The organism is Ruminococcus gauvreauii (assembly GCF_025151995.1).
In the GTDB taxonomy this organism is placed as follows: domain Bacteria; phylum Bacillota; class Clostridia; order Lachnospirales; family Lachnospiraceae; genus Ruminococcus_G; species Ruminococcus_G gauvreauii.
In genome coordinates, this window is the sequence record NZ_CP102290.1 from 545,509 (window position 1) to 566,194 (window position 20,686).

Below are 20,686 nucleotides of genomic sequence, written 5' to 3' on the forward strand. Positions count from 1 at the left end.
TTCAACCTCCTATTACTTTGCTGCTATCTTCACTGCTATTTGTGCAACATTTTCTCCAAAAATTTCAAACTGCGCTGCATCATGATCCAAAGTCTCTGCGATCCCAACCGCTCCTAACTGGAATTTGTTCTCTGTCTTTTCACCTGCCCCGGAAAATACCAGAATTTTCTTTAAAAGCATATTCCTGACAATATCCATGATAGCCGTATCTATCCCTCCAACCGGGGACTGCGCCGTTACAAATGCTGCACCTATTTTCCCGCTTAAATCCAGCTTTACATTTGAATCAAACCACTTTTTCAACTCCCAGCTCATTCCCGCACAATACACCGGGGTTCCAATGATCACCGCATCGCTCTGTTTTAAAAATGCCAAATCCACCTCATTATCCCGGATGGACATCAATTTCACTTCGATAAAAGGAAATTTTGCCAGAATACCCTCTGATATGTATTCCGCGGCTGCTTCCGTGTTACCACCCTGACTTACATAAATAATTGAAATCTTCATGTTACATTTCCTCCCTGTGCTTTTTATTTTAAAGAGAATAACTCCGTCATTCCCTTTGCAATATCAATTTCCGTTAGTTTTGGATTGATAAATCCCAAAGTACATAAAGAACACAGTATAAGTCTCTTCCATGGAGAGATTTTTCTCATATTTCGTTACAAGCTGTTCTTTCAGAGCAGAGATCTGAGGACTTGGGGCAATCCCTATTCTATTCCCCTACTGCCGGGACTATCTTTTTGTTCTGCTGTTATTCACACCCATGTCATGATACAAAAGAGAAACCAAAAAGATATACTTCCCGGTTTCTCCATATCATTTGCTTATTCAGATTAGTTTATTCTGCCTCGATGATTTTCACGCCTTCATCCGTACCAACGATAATACGTTTGCACATTTTCAGGAACTGTCCGGTCTCCAGCACGCCGACGACGCTGTTTACCTTCTGACGGATATCTTCAATGTCTGCCGGGGCGCCGATACACAGGTCAATGATGTAATTTCCGTTGTCTGTCACGAACAGATCATCGCCATTCATACGCATCTTCGGATTGTATCCGAAATCTTCCATTTTCTTAAATACAATCTTGTAACCATATGGGAGCACTTCAAGCGGAAGCGGAAATGCACCGATACTGTCCACCAGCTTACTCTCATCCATGATCCAGATCACCTCTTTTGCCAGGTCAGCAACGACCTTTTCACGGAACAGTGCGCCGCCGCCGCCTTTCGTCGCATTGAACTCGCTGTCGATCTCATCCACGCCGTCGATATCCAGATCAATATGGTCTACTTCATCGATGGAGAGAAGCGGAATGCCAAGCTCTCTTGCCTGCTGCTCCGTCGCCTTTGAGGTCGGGATCGCCTGAATCTTCAGACCATTTTTCACCATCTCTCCAACCTTGTCCACCATGAATTTCGCTGTAGATCCGGTTCCAAGACCCACTACCATACCGTCTTTGATATACTCTGCCGCTTTTTCGCCTGCTATTTTTTTCTGGTTCATATGTACCCTCCTGCAATTCAATTTTTCTTATTATGAATCATTATATCACCTGACTGCAGGGAACACAAGGCAAGTGTGTCTGCTACTTTCGCATTTCCGTAAAAATCTGTCCCGCCATCTCATAGCTTTTACGAATTCCGCACCCGTCATTCTGATATACATTTGAATCCTGTTCTGATATCCCGGCTTCCCGGGCCTGCCGCAGGGATTCCGGTTCCGTTCCGAAAAAAACGATTTTCCATCCCTTTTTTCGTTTTTCAGCGATCAACGTCCTGATTTCCGGTGCCCTCCACCGGACACTGGCATTCTCCATGCCGTCTGTTATGATAAATACCGCAACTTTCTTCTCATACGCCGGGCTCATATCGTGCAGCGAATCTGTCACCACAGAAAACACCTTTCCGACCGCATCATATAATGCTGTGTTTCCCTTCACAAAGTAGTCTTTAGCCGTCAGCTCTCCGGCATAGCCGACCGGTGTATGGCAGCATAAGATCTCACACTCATCTCCGAAAAGTGCAGTTGTGATATATGCCTTACCGGGAATCTGCTGCTGCTCACGGAGCATCTTGTTGTAACTGCCGATCGTATCTGCTTCTTTCCCATACATGGAACCGCTTCTGTCCAGAATACAGACCAGTTCCGTAATCCTCTCTTTTTTCTTCATGCCGCTGCCCTCCGTTATCATTTTGATACTTTCAGTATAGCTTCAGGGAAAGAAAATTTGTTTTTGATGTCACGGCCAGTAATAGTATTCGAAGTCGTGATTCGGATGAAAGAGATACCTGATTACCCTGTCGGCTTCACCCCAGTAGAAATCCATGCGGCATTCCCGTGTGCCGTGTATGTACTGCCCCTGTATATAGCTTCCATTTGTCTCAAATGCCTCCTGTTCGTCCGCCTCCAGTCCCGCGGCGGTCTCCTCCGGCCCCAGGTACCAGTCCTCCGAAAGTATACACAGAAGATCCGCCCCCACGCCGTGAAGAGGCGCCTGACTGTCATCTCCCCGGTACAGTCTCAGCATCAGCAGATCCCCATTTACCGCATCGGTCACAACCGCCAATCCCACACCCTCCAGCACAAGATACGTTTCTGTATACTGGAATCTCGTCAGAATTGCCCCATATTTCTGAATCTCAACCGTATTTTCTTCCGTTTCGTCGATCTTTGTCAGCTCATATCCACAGGCTTCCAGCTCCTTTAAAACGGTGTCCGCCGACATCTCAAAACGAAACTGATTACACGGCTGATTCCACTTTCGGACGCTTTCTTCATCCAGCGTATAGACGATGCCGTCCTCAGTTTCTTCCTCAGAGACCGCATGCTCCTTCACGAAGGATACGTATTCCTGATAGCGCGGTGATCCCCTGTCATAATTTCCCGCCAGCTCCAGCGCCTCCACTTCTCTGCTTTGTCCGCTGAGAATGCCCTTGCCCACAAGGACAGCCGCCAGTATCAGGATCAGAAGGAACCCTTCCGCAATGCCCGCAAAGAGCCGTTTTCTGCTTTTCCCAGCGCTTCCTTTCTCCTGATCCAGCGCGCGGATCAGCTCCTGTATCCCGCTGTACTGTCGTCGCCGCTCCGCCTCCATGCCCCGGTTCAGTGCTGCCTGCTGATACAGCGATAACCCATTCCCTGCCGTCATCTCATAAAGCATGGCGCACAGCGTGCGGATATCATCTGACTGCCCGCCTTCTTGTGGGCGCTCCGGAATCAAAGGCGTATTTATCTTTATGCCTCCGTCTTCACGCACCAATACGGAATCCATGTCCAGAGTCTGAAACGCCTGTCCTTTTTTCCGAACCGCCGCGGCAGCTTCGGCGACCGTCCGCAGCAGCTTCCACGCCTGTTCAAAATCAAGCAGCTCAGTCTGCTGCCTCAGATACTGGCGCAGGGGGATCCCCTGTACGTATTCCGATACGACATAAAGATCCTGCCCCTCCTCAAAGATGTCCAGAACCTTAATAACCTGCGGGATATCCGAGCATGCTGCCTGATTTACGGCATGCTCCCGCAGTTTGGTTTTAGATGAAGCATTTCCGCCGCGGTATACCGTCAGAGTTACGTTCTGGTTTAACAGGCAGTCTTCCGCCAGACAGACTGTTTCCTCATCTGTATTCGTCAATGTCTGCAGCATCGTATAGCGCTCATTTACCATTTTTTCCATGCGTACCGTCATCTCCCTGTCACAGCCCCCACTCACTTGTTCCCAGCGTAATATAATAGTCGTCACCGCCAGTAAAATCTTCCTCCCCATAGTAATAGATGTCAAGACGGCATTTTGCATTCAGCCAAAGTCGTACCGAATTTTCTTCTTTCGTCAGCCTACCGATCAGCCCTGATGCCTCCTCTTCTGTCAGATATGTCTCCGGGCAGATGTCAGAAAGCACGCTCGTCAAAAACCGTACGGCATGCTCCTCTTTCTTCGCCCGATAAGTGACAGAAAATACGCGTTCATCCACCACATCATAGATGATCTTCAAATGTTCCCACCCCGGGTAATCATATGTTTCTGTTTCCCGGCACATCACAGTCATCGTCTGCAGTCCTGTTTTATCCACCTTAACATTCCCCTGATAACCACTTACTTTGCTGCTCATACGCTTTTCACCAAGCTGCATTCTGTACTCAAATGCATCTGCCAGGGTATCCTTATCCAGATAAAATTTTGCATACTCATCGCTGGTACGCTTCCATTTGACCGCCGCCTGCCGATCCAGCATATGCCAGACCGACCAATCATATTCTTTGATCTCATTGGCGTTCTCTTTCACAAATTCCAGCTGTTTCGTATAATCTTCCGAGTTCATATCTGTCAGTCGTCTCTCCGTGGAAGGTAGTGCCGCTTCCCTTACCTGCTCCAGCTTATAATCGAGCACTCGTCCGGGATTTATTTCACAATAGATCCAAAGACCCAAAACTCCCAAACCGGCACATAGTATCACGGCACCGACACCTGCAGCGATCCGTTTTTTGATCCGCCGCTCGAGACGAATCCTCTTTTTGGCGGATGAGAACTGCTCGCCTTCCGTGGCGATCTGCAGCCACAGGTCTCCCCAATTTTTCTGAACAGCCCCGCTCATTCTTTTACTCTTCCCGGCATCAAGTCCCAGCCGTTCCATCAATAATGCCGGGCTGAAAAACCGTTTTTTCATCTCGAGTTCCAGCCCCTGCATCACCGCCTGATCAAGGCCCGGTGCAACTGCAATATAGTCCGACATGCACCTCAGAGAATCCTTCCTAAGCCGTTCGGCAGCTGCCGGAACCTTCCTTCCCGTCAGTGTCTCGTACAGAACCGCACACAGCCGGTATACATCGGTCCAGGGTCCTGATCGTTTCGTGTCCTGGCACTGTTCCGGAGCCATCGTCTCATCCGCAGCTTTCATCTTCGCCTGAAATCCGACCAGCTTCAGATCTCCCTCCTGATCAAAGAGCAGATGACCCGCCGTAATCTCCCCATGGATCATTCCGATGCTGTGCAGATATACGCATGCCTCCAATGCCGGCGAAAACAGCTTTACCATTTCATCCGGAGTCCTCTTAGGCAGCTGCTTTTTCTCCATCGCCGTTCTCAGACTGCCCTGAGTCAGGTCTTCCATCACCAGATAGCCCTTCGTCTCCCGTACAAAATAATCTTTGACTGCCGCCAGTCCCAAAACGTCAAAATTGCCGAATAACCGTTCCGCTTTCCTGAGGAAATCTTCCGGATCCTCCGTTTCCAATTCCAGCACTGATAATCTCTGATCCAGCACCAGGTCACAGGCAGCATAAATGGCCCCGGAGGCGTTAACCTCCGAGACCGCACCGATGAGATACTTTTCCTGCAATACCGTGTAAGGCTTCAAATACTTCTGCTCCCAGCGGTATTCCCAGCGGCTCTTCCCGCATGCCGGGCATATCCCATCCTCATTGTTTAATCGTTCCATACAAAAGATACATCTTTTGTGTTCCATCTCATACCCTCACTGAAGCCAGTTAATAACCATTTTGTGTCATTCGAACACATAGGCACTGACCACCGGCACACCATTTACCAGATTTCTCTCCACTTTTGCCTGTCCCTCCCATGTCATCGTCATATTGTTCGGATTTGTGCAGAGACCTTTCCCGCTTTTTCCAAACACCTTCTTTGCGACCTTGGCAATATCCTTGTAGAACGTCTCGCTGTACTGCAGATTCTCCTCACTGCCGTTTCCGTATGTATATTCCCATCTCACACCGGTAACGTCGCTTCCCTGTGCCATTTCAAACGTCATCCATCCGGGTTTTTCAAACAGCGTTTCGATATTAAAATAATACGCCGTATCCGAAGTCTGCGCCGGAGCCCCGACGATATTTTCCAGCTCATCTTTCGCATAATGCTTTACCCCTGCCTGCATGAGCAGGATCGCGTCACTGATCCGTTCTTCGCTGGTACGCACAGAATCCGTCTCCTTCGCAGATCCCTGCTGCGTCGTAAACGTCTGCACCTCACCCGGGTGCTCCGCTCCGTTTTCCATCACGAAGAACTGATAGCTATAAGCCGTCGCAGGAGTAAGCGTCACACCGAGCTCTGCACTGATATCATACCACATATTGAACCGGCTCTCCTGCCTCTGGCAGTTCTCCACATGTTCCTTCAGCAGTGTCCCTTTAGCGTCCCAGAGCCTGCAGCCCACCTGGGTCACCTGCACACGGTTTGGATTGCTGACCTTGGCGTGTACCACGGCGTTTGTCTGACCGATCTCCTGATCCGTATATTCGATCGCATAATTCCCGGCAGCGGTTCCGGCTCCCTCCGTCTGCTGATTGCCGTCCCAGGTAAAGAAGGTATAACGCGGGTCCCCGATCTGTACCGTCGCCCCTACCCAAGCCTTTGTATAGCTTCCGTTCCATGCATTCTGCTGGATCAGCGTTACGGTATTTCCGTTTATCTCCTTGACGATAGCCCAGTGGGCGCTGTAATTGTCCCGCAGCACATCCCCGACCTTCGGCGCCGCCGTCTCAGAAAAGCTGCCCTGATCGATATACGGCACGGACGTCGTGCGTTTCAGATTCGAGACGTTTCTGCCGTATACCTGGCTGTAAAAGCGTTGAACAAGTGCCGCACAGCAGTATGTTGAGTCCGTATCATATCCTGCTCCATACGGTTTATAACGTGCCTCCACAGTTACTCCATTTACCGTAATGCTGTCCACAACTTCTGATTCAATGGAGACAAAATTGTAATTTCCCATATCCGCCGATGCGATTGACGGATTCAGCACCGAAAATGTCATGACCGCCGCCAGTATCCCTAATAATCTGCCTTTCAAATGTTTCCTCATATCCATTCCCTCCTAATCATGAAAACTGTCGTTATTTGAACTGTCTTCATTATAGGCTGTGGTTTGGAAAATTTGTTTTTTGTCCCTGCCTGGCAGTTATACTATGGCCAGTTATAGTTCGGCATCGTCGCCATCCCCTCAAGTCCTTTGCGCGAAAACGCAAAGCCCAGATCATCTTCAATAGCACGCAGCAGCATAATCTCACAGTCCGCATAGGTGTATCCCCTGCCGATGCCCTCTTTTCCTCCTTCTGTTGCCTCCATATATTCCTTCCCTGCCTCACGGTAGTCATCCGCCAGCTCCTCGCGTCCTTCCTCAATATCCTCGGATAAGATCAGCGCCGTATCCGCTGCAAATTCACTGATATCCTGTCCGCTTTCGTGCGCAGCATACACATAGAGAGTCTGTATCTTCCGGCTCACCAGATCATAGATGACCCTCATCCGCAGATCGTCCCGCAGCCGGTACTCCTCCCGGCGTCCAAAAGAAGTCTGGATCACGCCGTAAGGCAGTTCCGTCACATGAAACATATCCTTCGTCTCGTTTTCCTGAAGCTTTGGCTGATATCCCAGCTGTTCGATCTCATGCAGATATTCTTCCACCGTAGTATCAAGCAGAAAAGAATTGGACGGCAGCCCCCATTCCCGCACTGCAGCTTCATCCAGATGATAGAGCGTCCCGCCCTTTTCTCCAGGCTCTGACGACGTCGCCCGTTCCCTGACGAAATCCATAAATTCCTCATACTCCGCCGATCCCCTAGCATAATTCCCGGCATAGGCGGTGATATCCTCCTGTCGGCTGCTGCACAGATAAACGCCGAAAGCGCCGGCAAGACATAGTAAAATGACGGCAATGATAAGGGCTGCCATGCGCCGTTTGCTCCGCTTCTTCTCATTTTGAACAGGTGGATCAACTGCTGTACACAGATCACGGATCGTACGAAACCGCTGCCCGGCTTCCAGAGACAGCCCCCTCATCAGCACCGCTTCCTGCTCCGGCAGGATGTCCGCCCCGTATGCGGACGGCGGATAAAGACTGTCCCGAACCTGCCGTTCCAGCGCGTTTTCAGGGATACATCCGGTCACCATCTCATACACGGTGGCACAGATCGCATAAATGTCAGTCCACGGTCCCTGACTTCCCCTTCTCAGGTACTGTTCCGGCGGTGCATAACCATCCTTTACGAGCACTGTCATTGTCTTTGACGCATCCGTCTCTTCCACAAACTGTCTCGCCGAACCGAAGTCGATCAGCTTCAGGCTGCCGTCCTCCTGCACAAGCAGATTATCCGGGTTAAAATCACGGTGCAGCAGTTTCTTCTTATGGACTTTTTCCAGTGACCGCAGCACCGGCAGCAGCATCTGCCAGCTCTCCTCAAAAGTCAGCGGCTCTTCTCTGCGTTCCAGATAGCTGCGCAGACTGATGCCGCGTACGTATTCCATCACGCAATAAGCCCTCTCCTCCTCCTGAAAATAATCCAGTACCTTGACAATCCCCGGTATCTCGAACAGCGATGCCAGAATCTTCGCCTCCCGCAAAAAACGTTTCGCACTGTCCGGAGAATGTTCCGATATGTACTCTTTGATCACTACCTGCTGGTTTAATTGTAGGTCCTTGGCAAGGCAGGTGATTCCAAACCCTCCCCTGCCAAGTATACTGCTGATCCGGTAACGATCATGCAGCAGGGTATCCTGTGTTAAATCGCTTGCCATATCGCACCTCCATTACCAGAAAATATTGACTCCCCCTGCACTTATGGAAAAATCCATCTTTACTGTTTTATCTTCACCGGAAAATACATCCGGAGATCTTTTTTTCACACTTAGAAAACTGTATTTTGCATGTTCATCCAACCACACACTCTCATCCTCCGGCAATGACTGTGCATGATTTATGATATCATCAGCTTCCTCCTCCGTCAGATACGTTTCCGGCACAATATATGGAAGCACCTCTTTTAACATAATCCGGCAATCCTTTGCAGATCCCGAAAGTACCACCTGCATTACTCTCTCATCTACAACATCATAACTGACTTTAAGTGTACTGTTGGTACCATTTGAAACAAACTGGTAGGTTGTCGTCCCCGCACATGAAATATTAATCTGCTTTAGTTTCCCATTTTTGACAGTTATCTTACTATTGTAGTCAGATACAGACTCACCGGATTTCTTCTCAAGATCCATATCCAGATAATAGGAAATAATATCCTTCAATGTGTCTTTATCGAGATAAAACTTATGACATGCATTGCTGACCAGCCCCATTTTCTTCACTTTCTGTTTCGGAATATCCTTATAGTAAGAATAAAAAGTCTCATCCTCATCCTTTATCCCATAGGTTTTGGCAAACGCAGCAATATCCTCATACTCCGGAGAATTCACATCGATGATCTCACAGTCCGGATGCCTCTTTTCATATTCCTGTGCCCTTTTCACGCGCCACCGAAAGACCTCCTCCGGATGTGTCCGCACATAGGCATGCACTCCGCCAAAAACAAGCAGCGCCATACTGCACAAAACGGCCGCTGCAATCCCGGCGCGCTTCAGCAGACAGCCTGTCACTCTCCGCCTTTTTGCCCGCTGGAAGTCACCCGCCTGTTCCGCCGTAGCCGCAAGCCAGACCTCGCCCCAGACCGCCCGGGCTGCCCCCAGCAGCATGTCCGCACCGCCGGTATCCATGTTCAGCTGCTCCATGAGATTAACCGCACTGAAATAACGCTTCCGGATGTCGAGGGACAGCCCCTGCATCACCGCACGTGCGATATCCTGCGGGACTTTGGCCAGATCTCCAAGCGGCTCCATCCTGTCATGACGCATCCGTTCTGGTGAACCCGGCGGTTTCCTGCCTCCGAGCGCCTGGTACATCACCGCACACAGTGCGTAGAGATCCGTCCATGGCCCCAGCAGTTGTCCGTCCTGGTACTGCTCCGGCGGTGCATATCCGTCCTTCAGGATCCGTTCATCTCCCGGCTGCAGCTTCTGTCTTGCAGCGCCGAAATCGATCAGCTTCAATCCTCCGTTCCCATCAAACATCAGGTTGTCCGGGCTGATATCGCAGTGGATGATCCCCTCACCGTGAATCCGCGCAAGTCCCTGAAGCACCGGCTGGAATATCTGATTCAGTTTATCTGCTTCCAGCCGATGATGCGGCTGATTTTTCAAGTATTCTTTCAGTGTCCCGCCCGGCAGATATTCCTGCACGATATATGCCGTCCCATTTGCACAGAAATAGTCCCTGACAGAACAGATGCCGGGAATATCATATTTGCCAGCCAGCATGACGGCTTCCTCCAGAAACGTATTTTTTTGCTCCTCCGTTATCTGCATCACATTCTGCGTGTTTTCTTCCCGTGTTACACCGTCTTTCAGAAAAAGCTCTTTCACCGCCACTCTGTGCGACAGAACCGTATCAAATCCCAGATAAGTAATCCCAAACGCTCCCTCCCCGCGTACGCTTCCGATCAGGTAGCGTTCATTCAGCAGCGTCTGCGGCCGCAGCCAGTTTTTCTCCCACTGGTATTCCCAGGAGGTCTTCCCGCAGACCGGGCATGTCTCCTGTCCCTCCTCAAGCGGTTCCATACAGAAAATACAGTGCTTCATATCCCCGCCCATACAGCTCCCCCCCTCCTGTAAACATCATACCAGATACTCCAGCAATTCTGTCTGATGACAGTATGCATCCCGGTAGACTTTATACAGATAGAAGTCCTGGCCCTTTAAGACCTGCTTTTCCACCTCTTCTTCCAGCACTTCCATCGGATCCTTGGCCTTCAGGAAATGCATCACGAACTGATCGAAGGAACTGTCCGGGCGCAGCTGTGTAAATCCGCAGTTTAATAAAATGCGGTTCAGGCGGTTCAGCGTGATCCGGTTATCCTCGTCCAGACGGGTTCTCGCCTTGACGAACAGCAGGAAGCTGATCAGCGTGGAACGGTTGATATCCCTGGATCCGGTGATGAATTCCCGGAAATAATCCTCCCCCACGCGTCCTCTCTGATACAGCTTTCTGGCGGCGGCATCACTGCGTTCATACGCGGCATCCAGCGCCTGTTCCTTCGCAAGCTGTTCCTGCTCCATATCCCGAAGCTGCCGCAGCGCCCTTCGCTTCTCCTGCTCGTCCGGATTGGCACTGCACAGTCCCATGGAATGCGCGACTCTCACCTTCATCTCCAGGGGCCACTGCTCAAAAGAACCGTACAGTTCAAACAGCACCTCCATCCAGTCAGCGGAAACATAACCGAAATAGAAATAGTTGAATTCATCAAAGATTCCGCCCGGCGTCAGCGCCGCATTCTCCAGATACTCTCTCTTTTCCTGAATCGGCATCGTATTCTTTGCCTTCTCCGCGTCTTTTTTCAGCTTAGTCAATGGTTTCAGGAAATTCAGCTCTTCAAGTGCAAAACGCTCGAGAATTCCCCTCTCTTGCCTGTCCAGTGCATTCCCATACTGCCTTCGCGCCTGCTCCGCCTTCTCACAGCCGCGATAATAATTATCACATTTCTCCCGTATATAAAAATAGAGATATTTACAGAAGTAATACCTTGCCTTTTCACGAACTGCCGAAAATTTCTCCTGATTATCCCTCATAAAGCTCCGGAACTCTTCCGGTTTTTCTTTGGTCCGAATCTCCTGCTCCATCCACCTTGTCAGCATCTCGGTCTGCAGGTTACCCGTAGACTCCTGCGAAACGTACCGTTTCAGCTGCTGCAGTGTGATTTTCCCGCCCCTGAAGATATTCTGCTCTGCAGAAGCCGCCAGATCACAATAATTTTTACACTCCTCAAAAAACCGTTTCCATTCGCCGTAAACCATATGATGATCAAACGCATAGATCAGACTCGCCTCATAAAAACTTCTGGCATACAAAGCTTCACAGTCGTGCTCCAAAAGTTCTGCATTTACCCGCGCCGCATCCCATCCGGCGGCAAAACCCTTCCCCAGTATCTGCAGACGAAGCGGCATCTGACCCGTTTGTTTTTCTTCAGCCGCAGTCTCCAGCAGTTCCGGAAGTTCTACGAAGTTCATGCTGAGATTCTGTATCATATTTTCAAATAAACCTGCTTTTTTCTTATCTCCCATCTCATTTCTCCTCGTCTGTCACAATTTCTCTGCGGGAATACATCCGAGAATCTCTCTCAGCCCGTATGCCACGCCGTCTTCATTGTGGTGTTTCGTCAGATAACGCGCCGCCGCACGGCAGTTGTCGGAGGCATTCGCCACGGCTACCCCGTACCCTGCAAACTTCAGCATATCCACGTCGTTGTCCCCATCCCCAAAGGCCGCCACATGATCCTGTGATATCCCGAGTCTTTCTGTCACAAAGCGCAGTCCGGTATGTTTGCCTGCATCCCGGTGTGATATCTCGATCAGCTGCTGCACGGAGGATGTGATATAAACTTCCGGGTCCGCCCCGGCGATCCTTTCCCAGATGCGCTTTTTCATCTGCGCATCCCGAACGACGATATCCATGCTGTCCAGTTCATCCATATGTGCTTTGATAAACTGTACGATATCCGGTTCGAGATGCCTTGTATTCTTCACGTACTCGACAGCCTGCAGGGAGGTCCCGTATTTTACCGGATTCTCTATGAAATCCCGGTCAGCATACGCCGCGCCATCGACAAACGCCTCATATGTCACCGGCTCATCCGCGGACATTTTCAGTATGGTATCCACGGATGCGCTCCGAATCTTATACTGTTTCAGACAGGTATGATCAGAAATCCGATAGATCGCTGCTCCATTTGAAGTTACCGCGTACTCAATCCCTGCAATCCCCGTCACTTCTGTTGGAAGCGTAGAGTAAGCCCTGCCGCTTGCGATAACAATATGTATGCCTGCGTTAATAGCCTGTTCGATCGCCCTCAGGTTTCCCGGACTCAGTTTTCCCTGTACATTCAATGTTGTGCGGTCCAGATCAAGCGCCACACATTCTATTTTTATTCCCATATTAACCACCTCTTTTGCACCAGATGCTATTATTATAGCATATCAGGTGGCCGTCGTTAGACGCCTTTTTCATTTTATCATAAATTTGCAGAGGCTGTAAAATAAGTCCCTAATTAAGAAACGCCAAACCCGATAAATGAACGGATCTGGCGTTTCTTTGTATATTACATCAAGTATACTAGTAGCTATGAATTGCTATGATAAAAATGTGCTCCATGTACAGATTCGAGATTTGATATTACTTCCTGATGAATAGAAGTCAGCTCCTGATTCATTCGGATCGTCCGGTTGCCTGATGCCTTAGGGCTGCATTCCCTTTTGTGCGGGCAACCCTCGCATGATTCGCATTCATAGATTTCCTGTCTCATCCCGTTTGAAATTTACTGCATAGTAAGGATTTTCCCGGTACTTTTTATCGGCTGTTTCCTTTTGGAACTTGGTGGATTTCATATATTTTTCCATTCCATGCTCTTCGCAGTAAAGATAATTATTATAGGAGCCATGTCCTGCATCGGCAACTGGATGGTTTTGATAATGCGCATAAGCCCTGTATTTTTATCATTGAACTGCGATCAGATATATGTGATGCTGATACGGTCCGCTGTGAGCTCCCGTTCCTCCAATCCGTTTTGTGGCTTGCCGATTCCTACCATAACATAAGGTGCGAATCCCTCCTGAACTTTAATATCTCTGCACAATTCGGGATTATACTGTGCCGTAACCGGTACCGCCATTAGATAGATGCTTCCCAGACCCAAATCAGTGGCAGCAAGCATCATATTTTCGGCAATGACAGACGCGTTCGCCCATGCCATCGCCGTATTCTCTTCAATTTTACAATTAATAGAAATAACGGTTGACAGTCCATATAATGGATGTTCCGGAATGCCCGGCATAGCGTTATGTGCATTTTCCTCCAGTCCGGCAATCAGCTCTTTATTCTGTATGACGGTTAACTGTACATTTTCATAGACACCATTCGCCACAGGGGCAGCATTTCCGGCCTGAATTATCTTGGTCAGATCACTTCCCGTCACCATTTCATCGGTAAAGGCACGGCAGGATTGTCTGCTCTGAATTACTTTCATAAATTCCATTTTACTGTTTCCTCCTCTATATTTTCATGATACAATAATTATACTTAGAACTGTAAATATATGCAAGTACGCAGAATATTCTGTGTAAGTATCGGAAAACGTACCACAGTTGACAAGATTATATCGGAAGGAGTAACAACATGATTAAAGAAATGACATGTGAAGAATACATAGAATTTGTTCATCGTACAGACAGTATGTCAAAGGATTGTCCCGTTTGCAAAACCTTGAAATTATTCAGCAGCAAGTGGCGGTTAGCTGTTATCTACGAACTGTGTAAAAAGCCAAGTTATCGTTTCGGTGAACTCAAGAGATCACTCTCCACGATTACCAATACGATGCTGACAACAACACTAAGAGATTTGGAGAATATGGATATTGTAAATCGCGTACAGTTCAATGAGATACCTCCCCACGTCGAATATTCTCTGACGGAAAAGGGAAGGGCGTTCTTCCCTATCTTCTTTGAAATCGCAAAGTGGGGGGAAGAATATTTATAATCTCCGGCCTGCTGCCGACTGCACCGACCTTGACCTTCCGCCCTCTTCTGCTATAATAGCGTTATACAAAGAGGAGATGGTACCCATGGAAAGACTTATTGACCTGCACGTGCATTCTGACTGTTCGGATGGAACCTTAAGCCCGGAAGAGCTCGTCATCCATGCACATGAACAGCGGTTATATGCAATCGCACTGACAGACCACGACACGATCGCCGGGATTGAACGGGCGAAAAAAAAAGCTGAGGAATACGGCATCGAGCTGATACCGGGAATTGAATTTTCAACAAATTATAAGGGGAAGGATGTGCACATCCTGGGACTTGGAATTGATACAGCGAATGATCACTTTGCGGAATCGCTTCAGCAGTTCCTCGATTCCCGTGATCTGAGAAATGAAAAAATGATACGGGCACTGAACGATCACGGTGTCTCCATCAGCCATGAGCAGATGGCGGAAGAATATCCGGGTTCGGTATGGACCCGCGCGCATTTTGCACGCTTCCTGGCAGAACACGGTTACGCAAAGGACATACCGGATGCTTTTGCGCGGTATATCGGGGACGACTGCCCGTGTTTTATTCCGCGTGAGAAGGTAACGCCGTTTCAGGCTGTACGGCTGATCCACGAAGGCGGTGGTTTCGCTGTGCTGGCGCATCCGCTGCTTTATCATATGAATGATGCTGACCTGGACTTACTCGTAAAAGAGCTGAAAAAATCCGGGCTGGACGCCATGGAAGCCATCTACTCCGCCAACCGCTGGATGGACGAGAGTAACATGAAGCGCCTGGCGAGAAAATACAGCCTGAAGATCACCGGCGGTTCTGACTATCACGGCGCGGGCAAGCCCGGAATTGAAATCGGAGTTGGCCGTGGAAATCTTTCGATTCCCTATGAAATATGGGAGGATCTGCAAGGAGATTAAACGCCTGCGGCATTACTGACCGCGGTTAGCCGTACTGATCTTACGGATTTCTCCCATGTCGGCATCCATCTTGCCGTTCTGGTAGATACGATTGTCTGACGCTGAAGCATAATCGGCCTCAGCTTTCGTACCTGTGATATTTTTCAATACCTGTTTTTCAACTTCTGCAATCAGATTCATAGTATTTACCTGTTCCTTTCTGTGTGTTTGATTTCATTGTAACATCCCCCGGCAGAATCAATATTTTACACAAAAAGAGCCTGGAATCCAGGCTCTTTTTTGGCCCATCAGATTTGCTACACATAATGTAACTCAAATCCAACGCTTTGTCAATATCCTTATATTACGTTCTTTTTATAAAAATCTTATGCTTCACTCTTCCGCAGGTTCCGCGGGTATAAATACTCTCTGATCGCCTGAAGTCTGCGGCTTCCTTGCATTTGCCGTCGCCTCCTGGCAGAAACATTTCTGAGAATCAATCAGCACTTTTCCCCGTTTATCAATTTTATCATAGCTTCCGTCCGGCTGCAGAATGTGTGCTTTCACATTATCTTTCAACTGAATGTCCAAAATATGCTTTACTTCCTCTTTCAGCTTCGGATCTTCAACCGGAAAACTGATTTCTACACGCTTATCCAGATTTCTGGGCATCCAGTCAGCGCTGCCCATATAGATCTCCTCCTGACCATTGCTGTAGAAGTAAAAGACTCTGGCGTGTTCCAGGAAGTTTCCCACAATGGAACGCACAGATATGTTTTCACTGACTCCGGGGATCCCAACCTTCAGGCTGCAGATTCCGCGCACGATCAGATCGATTTTTACACCCGCGGCAGAAGCAGCATACAATGCGGCTATGATATCACGGTCACACAGCGAATTAACCTTCGCTATAATATGTGCTTTCTCTCCTTTTCTGGCATGTTCGGCTTCCATCTCGATCAGATGAAGGAAACGGTCCCGCATCCAGAGCGGTGCGACCACCAGCTTATTCCAGCTGCCCGGTTCCGAGTATCCGGACAACATGTTGAACACTGCCGTTGCGTCTTCACCGATCCTGGCGTTACACGTCAGAAGTCCGCAGTCTGTATATAGCTTAGCAGTAGAATCGTTGTAATTTCCGGTCCCCAGATGCACGTATCTGCGGATTCCGCTCTCTTCTCTTCTCACCACCAGCGTGATCTTGCTGTGCGTTTTGAGCCCCAACAGTCCATAGATGACATGGCAGCCTGCCTTTTCCAGCATTTTTGCCCAGACAATATTGTTCTCCTCGTCAAACCGCGCCTTCAGTTCTACCAGTACTGTAACCTGTTTCCCGTTCTCAGCTGCCTGTGCAAGCGCTGCGATGATCGGCGAATTTCCGCTGACCCGGTACAGCGTCTGCTTGATCGCCAGAACCTCCGGATCCCTCGCGGCCTGTCTGACAAAATCGACGACCGGTTCAAAGCTCATATACGGGTGATGCAGCAGAATATCGCCTTTTCTGATGTTTGTAAAAATATCATCCTCATTTTGCAGCGCAGGAACTGCAGCCGGCACGTACGGAGGGGTTTTAAAGTCATCGTATCCTTTCATCCCGTACATCTTCATCAGGAATGTAAGGTCAAGCGGTCCGCCGATATGAAATACATCTTCCTCCCTGATATCGAACTCTTTCTCGAGAATCTCCAGGAGTCGTTTATCGATTCCGTCCTGCACCTCAAGGCGGATCACTTCTCCCCACTGTCTCTTTTTCAGCTGTTTCTGAATCTCTTTCAGCAGATCCGCGGCTTCATCCTCATCGATCGTCAGATCCGCATTACGCATGATCCTGTAAGGATAAGCACAGACAACATCATAGCTGAGAAACAGCTTGCCGATATTACGTTCAATCACTTCCTCCAGAAGAATAACGCAGCGTTCTCCGTTCTTGCCGTCCGGAAGCGCGATGATTCGCGGCAGCACCGAAGGCACCTGGACCGTTGCAAACTCCAGCACTTCTTTATTTTTCTTTGTTTCTTTTTTCCTGATCAGCGCTCCGATATTCAGTGTCTTATTTCTCACCAGCGGAAACGGGCGCGAAGAATCCATCGCCATCGGCGTCAGGACAGGATAAACATTTTCCTCAAAATACGTATCCACATAAGCAGCCTGCCCCTTGCTCAGCTGTTCGTGGGAACTGACCACATTGACTCCGATGTTGCTGAGCGCCGGGATCAGGGACCGGTTGTACGTATTATACTGTGCCTGCACAAGTTCATGTGTCCTGGGACTTAGTTCTTTCAGCTGTTCTTTCGGTGAAAGGCCGGCGATATCCGGCTTCGAATATTCCGCATGCACCATATCTTTCAGCGAGGCCACCCGGATCATAAAGAATTCGTCCAGATTGGAAGCTGTTATACTCAGGAACTTCAGGCGCTCAAAAAGCGGAATATTTCTGTCTTTTGCCTCACTCAGAACCCGTTCATTAAACCCGATCCAGCTGAGTTCACGGTTTTTGTAATACTCCGGTTTGCTCCATTGCGAATAGTCCATCATCACCCCTCCTATATTATCTTTTTCACCTTGATCACAGGTCGGATGCTGTAGACTTCTTCAAAAAAGTCCAGTTTATCCTGCACCAGTCCCCGTTCCAGTGTAAAATCCTTCTTTGTGTTTATCGTAAGAATCAGTTCATTATCTTTTATGGACGCCTTCATGGTGTCGATCTTCTGCATATGACTGCGGTCCAGAGCATTTACCAGCCGCAGGATCGCTGTCAACTTCGCGACCCGGATGTAATCTGAATCTCCCAGATCTGCGATTCTGTTCATCGCAGCATAATCATCGAAGGGCAGCGTATTATACCTGACAGCCAGAGCAATCATCTGACGCTCACGGTGAGACAGCCCGATGATCTCGGTAGACATGATGATATTAAACGAACACTCAGCCACATTACTCAGACTGATATATTTTCCGCAGTCATGGATCTGCACTGCCACCTCCAGGAGCAGCTGTTCCCGATCCGTCAGCCCATGCACACGTTTCATCGCACTGCAGACCGTGCGTGCCAGTCTGGACATCTGCTGTGTATGATTCTTACTGACCGCATACCTTCTGCCTATGTTTCTGGCAGCCATAACGATGTCATTGTCAAAGTTATGTTCTGATTTGATGATCTTCGATTTCTCAGCATAATCATACGCGACACCGTCAGCCAGGCGAATTCCCGGTATCCAGATGCTCTGCGCGCCCATCTCCTGGATCAGCCTCTTATTGATGATCGCTGTAGGAATCATCAGAGAGGCATATTCGAGAGGAATTCCCAGTTTAACGGCAAGTTCGATCGGTGAACGCCCGATGATCATACGGTACCATTCCATATACTCTTCCTGAGTCAGTACTTTGGAATCCACGCCTTCGCGGTTATAAAGGATGGAATCTGTAAAATTATTTCCTATCAGTATGACATTACTGATCTTTCGGTCTTTCAGATGAAGCTTCGTAAAACTTACAATCTCATTTCGGATCAGCTCCTCAACCAGCATCTCATAATGCGTTGTCTCGTTCTCCACTACGGTCAGGCGCTCTCTCACACGCAGGCTTCCGAGCTTTACATTCTGTGTTGTGATCAGGTTATCCTTGTCAAACAGCGAGATCTGAATACTGCCTCCGCTGACATCGAGAATCGCAGTCCCTTTTTCAATGATTTTCTGGAAAGCATCTCCCCTGGACGCGATTCCCTTATATCCCAGGAAACGCTGCTCGGAGTTGCTGAGGATATGGATACGGATCCCCGTCCTCTGAAAAATTGTCTCCAGCACAATCATGGAATTTTTGGCCTCCCGGATGGCGCTCGTGGCAACGGCCCGGTAATCACCGATCCGATAGCCGGCCATGATCTGCGTCATGTCCCTGATGATCACACATAATTCGTCGACCAGCTGTGCCGATACTCTTCCCTCAGCATACGTCTCTTTCCCGAGTTCGATTCGATGCGTCACATGATCGATGGATTTGATGCCCCCTTTTCTGGATAGCTCAAACACATTAAGGTTCACACTGTAAGACCCAACTTCTATTGTTGCAAACATGGTGACCTGCATATACATTCCTCCATTTGATACTTCTCTGCGGCTACTTTTGCTGCCCCAGCAGATAATCGATAAACTGCTGAGCCGTTCTGCCCGATAAACCTCCATGGCTGAGTTCCCATTTATTTGCTTCCAGCAGAAGCTGATCTTCCGGCATATTCACGTGGTAACGCTCCGCCAGAGTCTTTACAATATTCTGAAATTCCTTCTTATCCGGGGCACAGAAAAAGATCGATACACCGAATCTGGATACCAGCGACAGTTTTTCCTGTACGGTATCAGATGAATGCAGATCATCCCGGCGTTCCTCCTTGTCACTGAATTTCTCCCGGACAAGATGACGCCTGTTCGATGTAGCGTATATCAGGATATTATCCGGTTTCTTTTCCAGTCCTCCCTCGATCACGGCCTTCAGATATTTATACTCTATTTCAAAATCCTCAAAGGACAGGTCATCCATGTAAATGATGAATTTATAATTCCTGTTTTTTATCTGGGCGATCACCGCATTCAGGTCCTGAAACTGGTGTTTATATACTTCGATAATCCTCAGGCCCCGGTCATAGTACTGGTTCAGGATTCCTTTGATACTCGAAGATTTGCCGGTCCCTGCATCTCCAAAAAGCAGACAGTTGTTGGCTTTCTTTCCGCTGACGAAAGCTTCTGTATTGTCAATCAGCTTTTTCTTGGCGATCTCATACCCCACGAGATCAGACAGCTGTACGTGCGCGATATTCGTGATCGGGATGATCTCCACATTCTCTTTCGTGTGATCGATCCGGAAAGCCTTGTGAAGGCCAAGCTTTCCGACCCCGAAATCTTTGTAGAAGCTGACCATGTCATCCATGAACTCCTCAACGCTCTCACATCCCTCCAGGCGCTGGCTCAGAGTGCAGATGCGGTCGCGGACCCGTTTGTTGAACAGCTTCCTGTTCTCATCCGTCCCTGTGTTTTGATAATCACAGATGATTGCACTGTCCTTAGACTGAAACACCTCGTCAAACACCGTCAGGTCAAAATCATACAGTTCCTTAAAGCGGACAAAATCGTGTTTCGCCATCTGATTGACGCTGCCGTCCACATGTCCTGTGATCTCGCACGCGGTGCTGAACGCATTCTCTTTATTTACGAGCAGATACGTCAGATAATCATGCCAGAGATTCCCTGAAAACCCATACGCTCCCGCCATCTCCACAAGTCCGTTCAGACATTGATAATACATAAAGCGGTATTTTTCCGTCTCATCCTTATTCTGTATCGCCTGTATGATTTTCGTAACGCCATCCAGGATCTCTCCCTGTTCAAAGTCACGGTATAAAATACACTCCTCTATTCTGGTCAC

18 protein-coding genes are annotated in these 20,686 nt (G+C 48.7%); 2 read left to right on the forward strand and 16 right to left on the reverse strand.

Going from position 1 to position 20,686, the window contains the following annotated elements; all coding sequences use genetic code 11:
- Positions 1-12: 12 nt before the first annotated feature.
- The 12 genes from NQ502_RS02645 to NQ502_RS02700 form a co-directional block, all read right to left on the reverse strand.
- Entirely contained in the window at positions 13-510 is a 498-nt protein-coding gene (locus NQ502_RS02645; protein WP_028529186.1) for a flavodoxin family protein, read from the reverse strand.
- A 334-nt stretch (positions 511-844) separates the two neighbouring features.
- On the reverse strand, positions 845-1,513 hold the full coding sequence (gene rpiA / locus NQ502_RS02650) for a ribose-5-phosphate isomerase RpiA (RefSeq protein WP_028529187.1): 669 nt from the start codon (positions 1,511-1,513) through the stop codon (positions 845-847).
- Positions 1,514-1,595: 82 nt separating this feature from the next.
- A complete protein-coding gene (locus NQ502_RS02655) occupies positions 1,596-2,180 on the reverse strand; it encodes a vWA domain-containing protein (protein ID WP_049898234.1) in 585 nt (194 codons plus the stop codon).
- Between the two features lie 69 nt (positions 2,181-2,249).
- Positions 2,250-3,680 (reverse strand): protein kinase, encoded by a 1,431-nt coding sequence (locus tag NQ502_RS02660; RefSeq protein WP_028529188.1) that lies wholly within the window; start codon positions 3,678-3,680, stop codon positions 2,250-2,252.
- A gap of 19 nt (positions 3,681-3,699) precedes the next feature.
- Positions 3,700-5,466 carry a serine/threonine protein kinase gene (locus NQ502_RS02665; RefSeq protein WP_028529189.1) on the reverse strand — a complete coding sequence of 589 codons (1,767 nt, stop codon included), beginning with the start codon at positions 5,464-5,466 and terminating at the stop codon, positions 3,700-3,702.
- A gap of 39 nt (positions 5,467-5,505) precedes the next feature.
- Positions 5,506-6,819 (reverse strand): hypothetical protein, encoded by a 1,314-nt coding sequence (locus tag NQ502_RS02670; RefSeq protein WP_028529190.1) that lies wholly within the window; start codon positions 6,817-6,819, stop codon positions 5,506-5,508.
- Between the two features lie 101 nt (positions 6,820-6,920).
- Entirely contained in the window at positions 6,921-8,531 is a 1,611-nt protein-coding gene (locus NQ502_RS02675; RefSeq protein ID WP_028529191.1) for a serine/threonine protein kinase, read from the reverse strand.
- Positions 8,532-8,543: 12 nt separating this feature from the next.
- Entirely contained in the window at positions 8,544-10,433 is a 1,890-nt protein-coding gene (locus NQ502_RS02680) for a serine/threonine protein kinase (RefSeq protein ID WP_049898236.1), read from the reverse strand.
- 24 nt (positions 10,434-10,457) lie between these two features.
- Positions 10,458-11,900: a hypothetical protein gene (locus tag NQ502_RS02685; protein ID WP_028529192.1), complete on the reverse strand. Its 1,443-nt coding sequence runs from the start codon at positions 11,898-11,900 to the stop codon at positions 10,458-10,460.
- Positions 11,901-11,918: 18 nt separating this feature from the next.
- Positions 11,919-12,770, reverse strand: coding sequence for an HAD family hydrolase (locus tag NQ502_RS02690; RefSeq protein WP_044983357.1), 852 nt, complete (start codon positions 12,768-12,770; stop codon positions 11,919-11,921).
- 185 nt (positions 12,771-12,955) lie between these two features.
- Entirely contained in the window at positions 12,956-13,138 is a 183-nt protein-coding gene (locus NQ502_RS19370) for a transposase (protein WP_327240958.1), read from the reverse strand.
- 204 nt (positions 13,139-13,342) lie between these two features.
- Positions 13,343-13,867 carry a nitroreductase family protein gene (locus tag NQ502_RS02700; protein WP_044983358.1) on the reverse strand — a complete coding sequence of 175 codons (525 nt, stop codon included), beginning with the start codon at positions 13,865-13,867 and terminating at the stop codon, positions 13,343-13,345.
- 140 nt (positions 13,868-14,007) lie between these two features.
- Between NQ502_RS02700 and NQ502_RS02705 the strand changes: the two genes are divergently transcribed.
- Positions 14,008-14,367, forward strand: coding sequence for a winged helix-turn-helix transcriptional regulator (locus NQ502_RS02705; RefSeq protein WP_028529194.1), 360 nt, complete (start codon positions 14,008-14,010; stop codon positions 14,365-14,367).
- Positions 14,368-14,452: 85 nt separating this feature from the next.
- Positions 14,453-15,292: a PHP domain-containing protein gene (locus NQ502_RS02710; RefSeq protein ID WP_028529195.1), complete on the forward strand. Its 840-nt coding sequence runs from the start codon at positions 14,453-14,455 to the stop codon at positions 15,290-15,292.
- Between the two features lie 12 nt (positions 15,293-15,304).
- Here NQ502_RS02710 and NQ502_RS02715 read toward each other — a convergent pair whose 3' ends face one another.
- The 4 genes from NQ502_RS02715 to NQ502_RS02730 form a co-directional block, all read right to left on the reverse strand.
- Complete coding sequence (locus NQ502_RS02715; RefSeq protein ID WP_156887911.1) at positions 15,305-15,472, reverse strand: hypothetical protein; 168 nt, start codon at positions 15,470-15,472, stop codon at positions 15,305-15,307.
- Between the two features lie 192 nt (positions 15,473-15,664).
- Positions 15,665-17,806 carry an RNA degradosome polyphosphate kinase gene (locus NQ502_RS02720; RefSeq protein WP_341349421.1) on the reverse strand — a complete coding sequence of 714 codons (2,142 nt, stop codon included), beginning with the start codon at positions 17,804-17,806 and terminating at the stop codon, positions 15,665-15,667.
- An 8-nt stretch (positions 17,807-17,814) separates the two neighbouring features.
- Positions 17,815-19,356 carry a Ppx/GppA phosphatase family protein gene (locus NQ502_RS02725; protein ID WP_028529197.1) on the reverse strand — a complete coding sequence of 514 codons (1,542 nt, stop codon included), beginning with the start codon at positions 19,354-19,356 and terminating at the stop codon, positions 17,815-17,817.
- Positions 19,357-19,387: 31 nt separating this feature from the next.
- Positions 19,388-20,686, reverse strand: a complete 1,299-nt coding sequence (locus NQ502_RS02730; protein WP_028529198.1) for an ATP-binding protein — start codon at positions 20,684-20,686, stop codon at positions 19,388-19,390.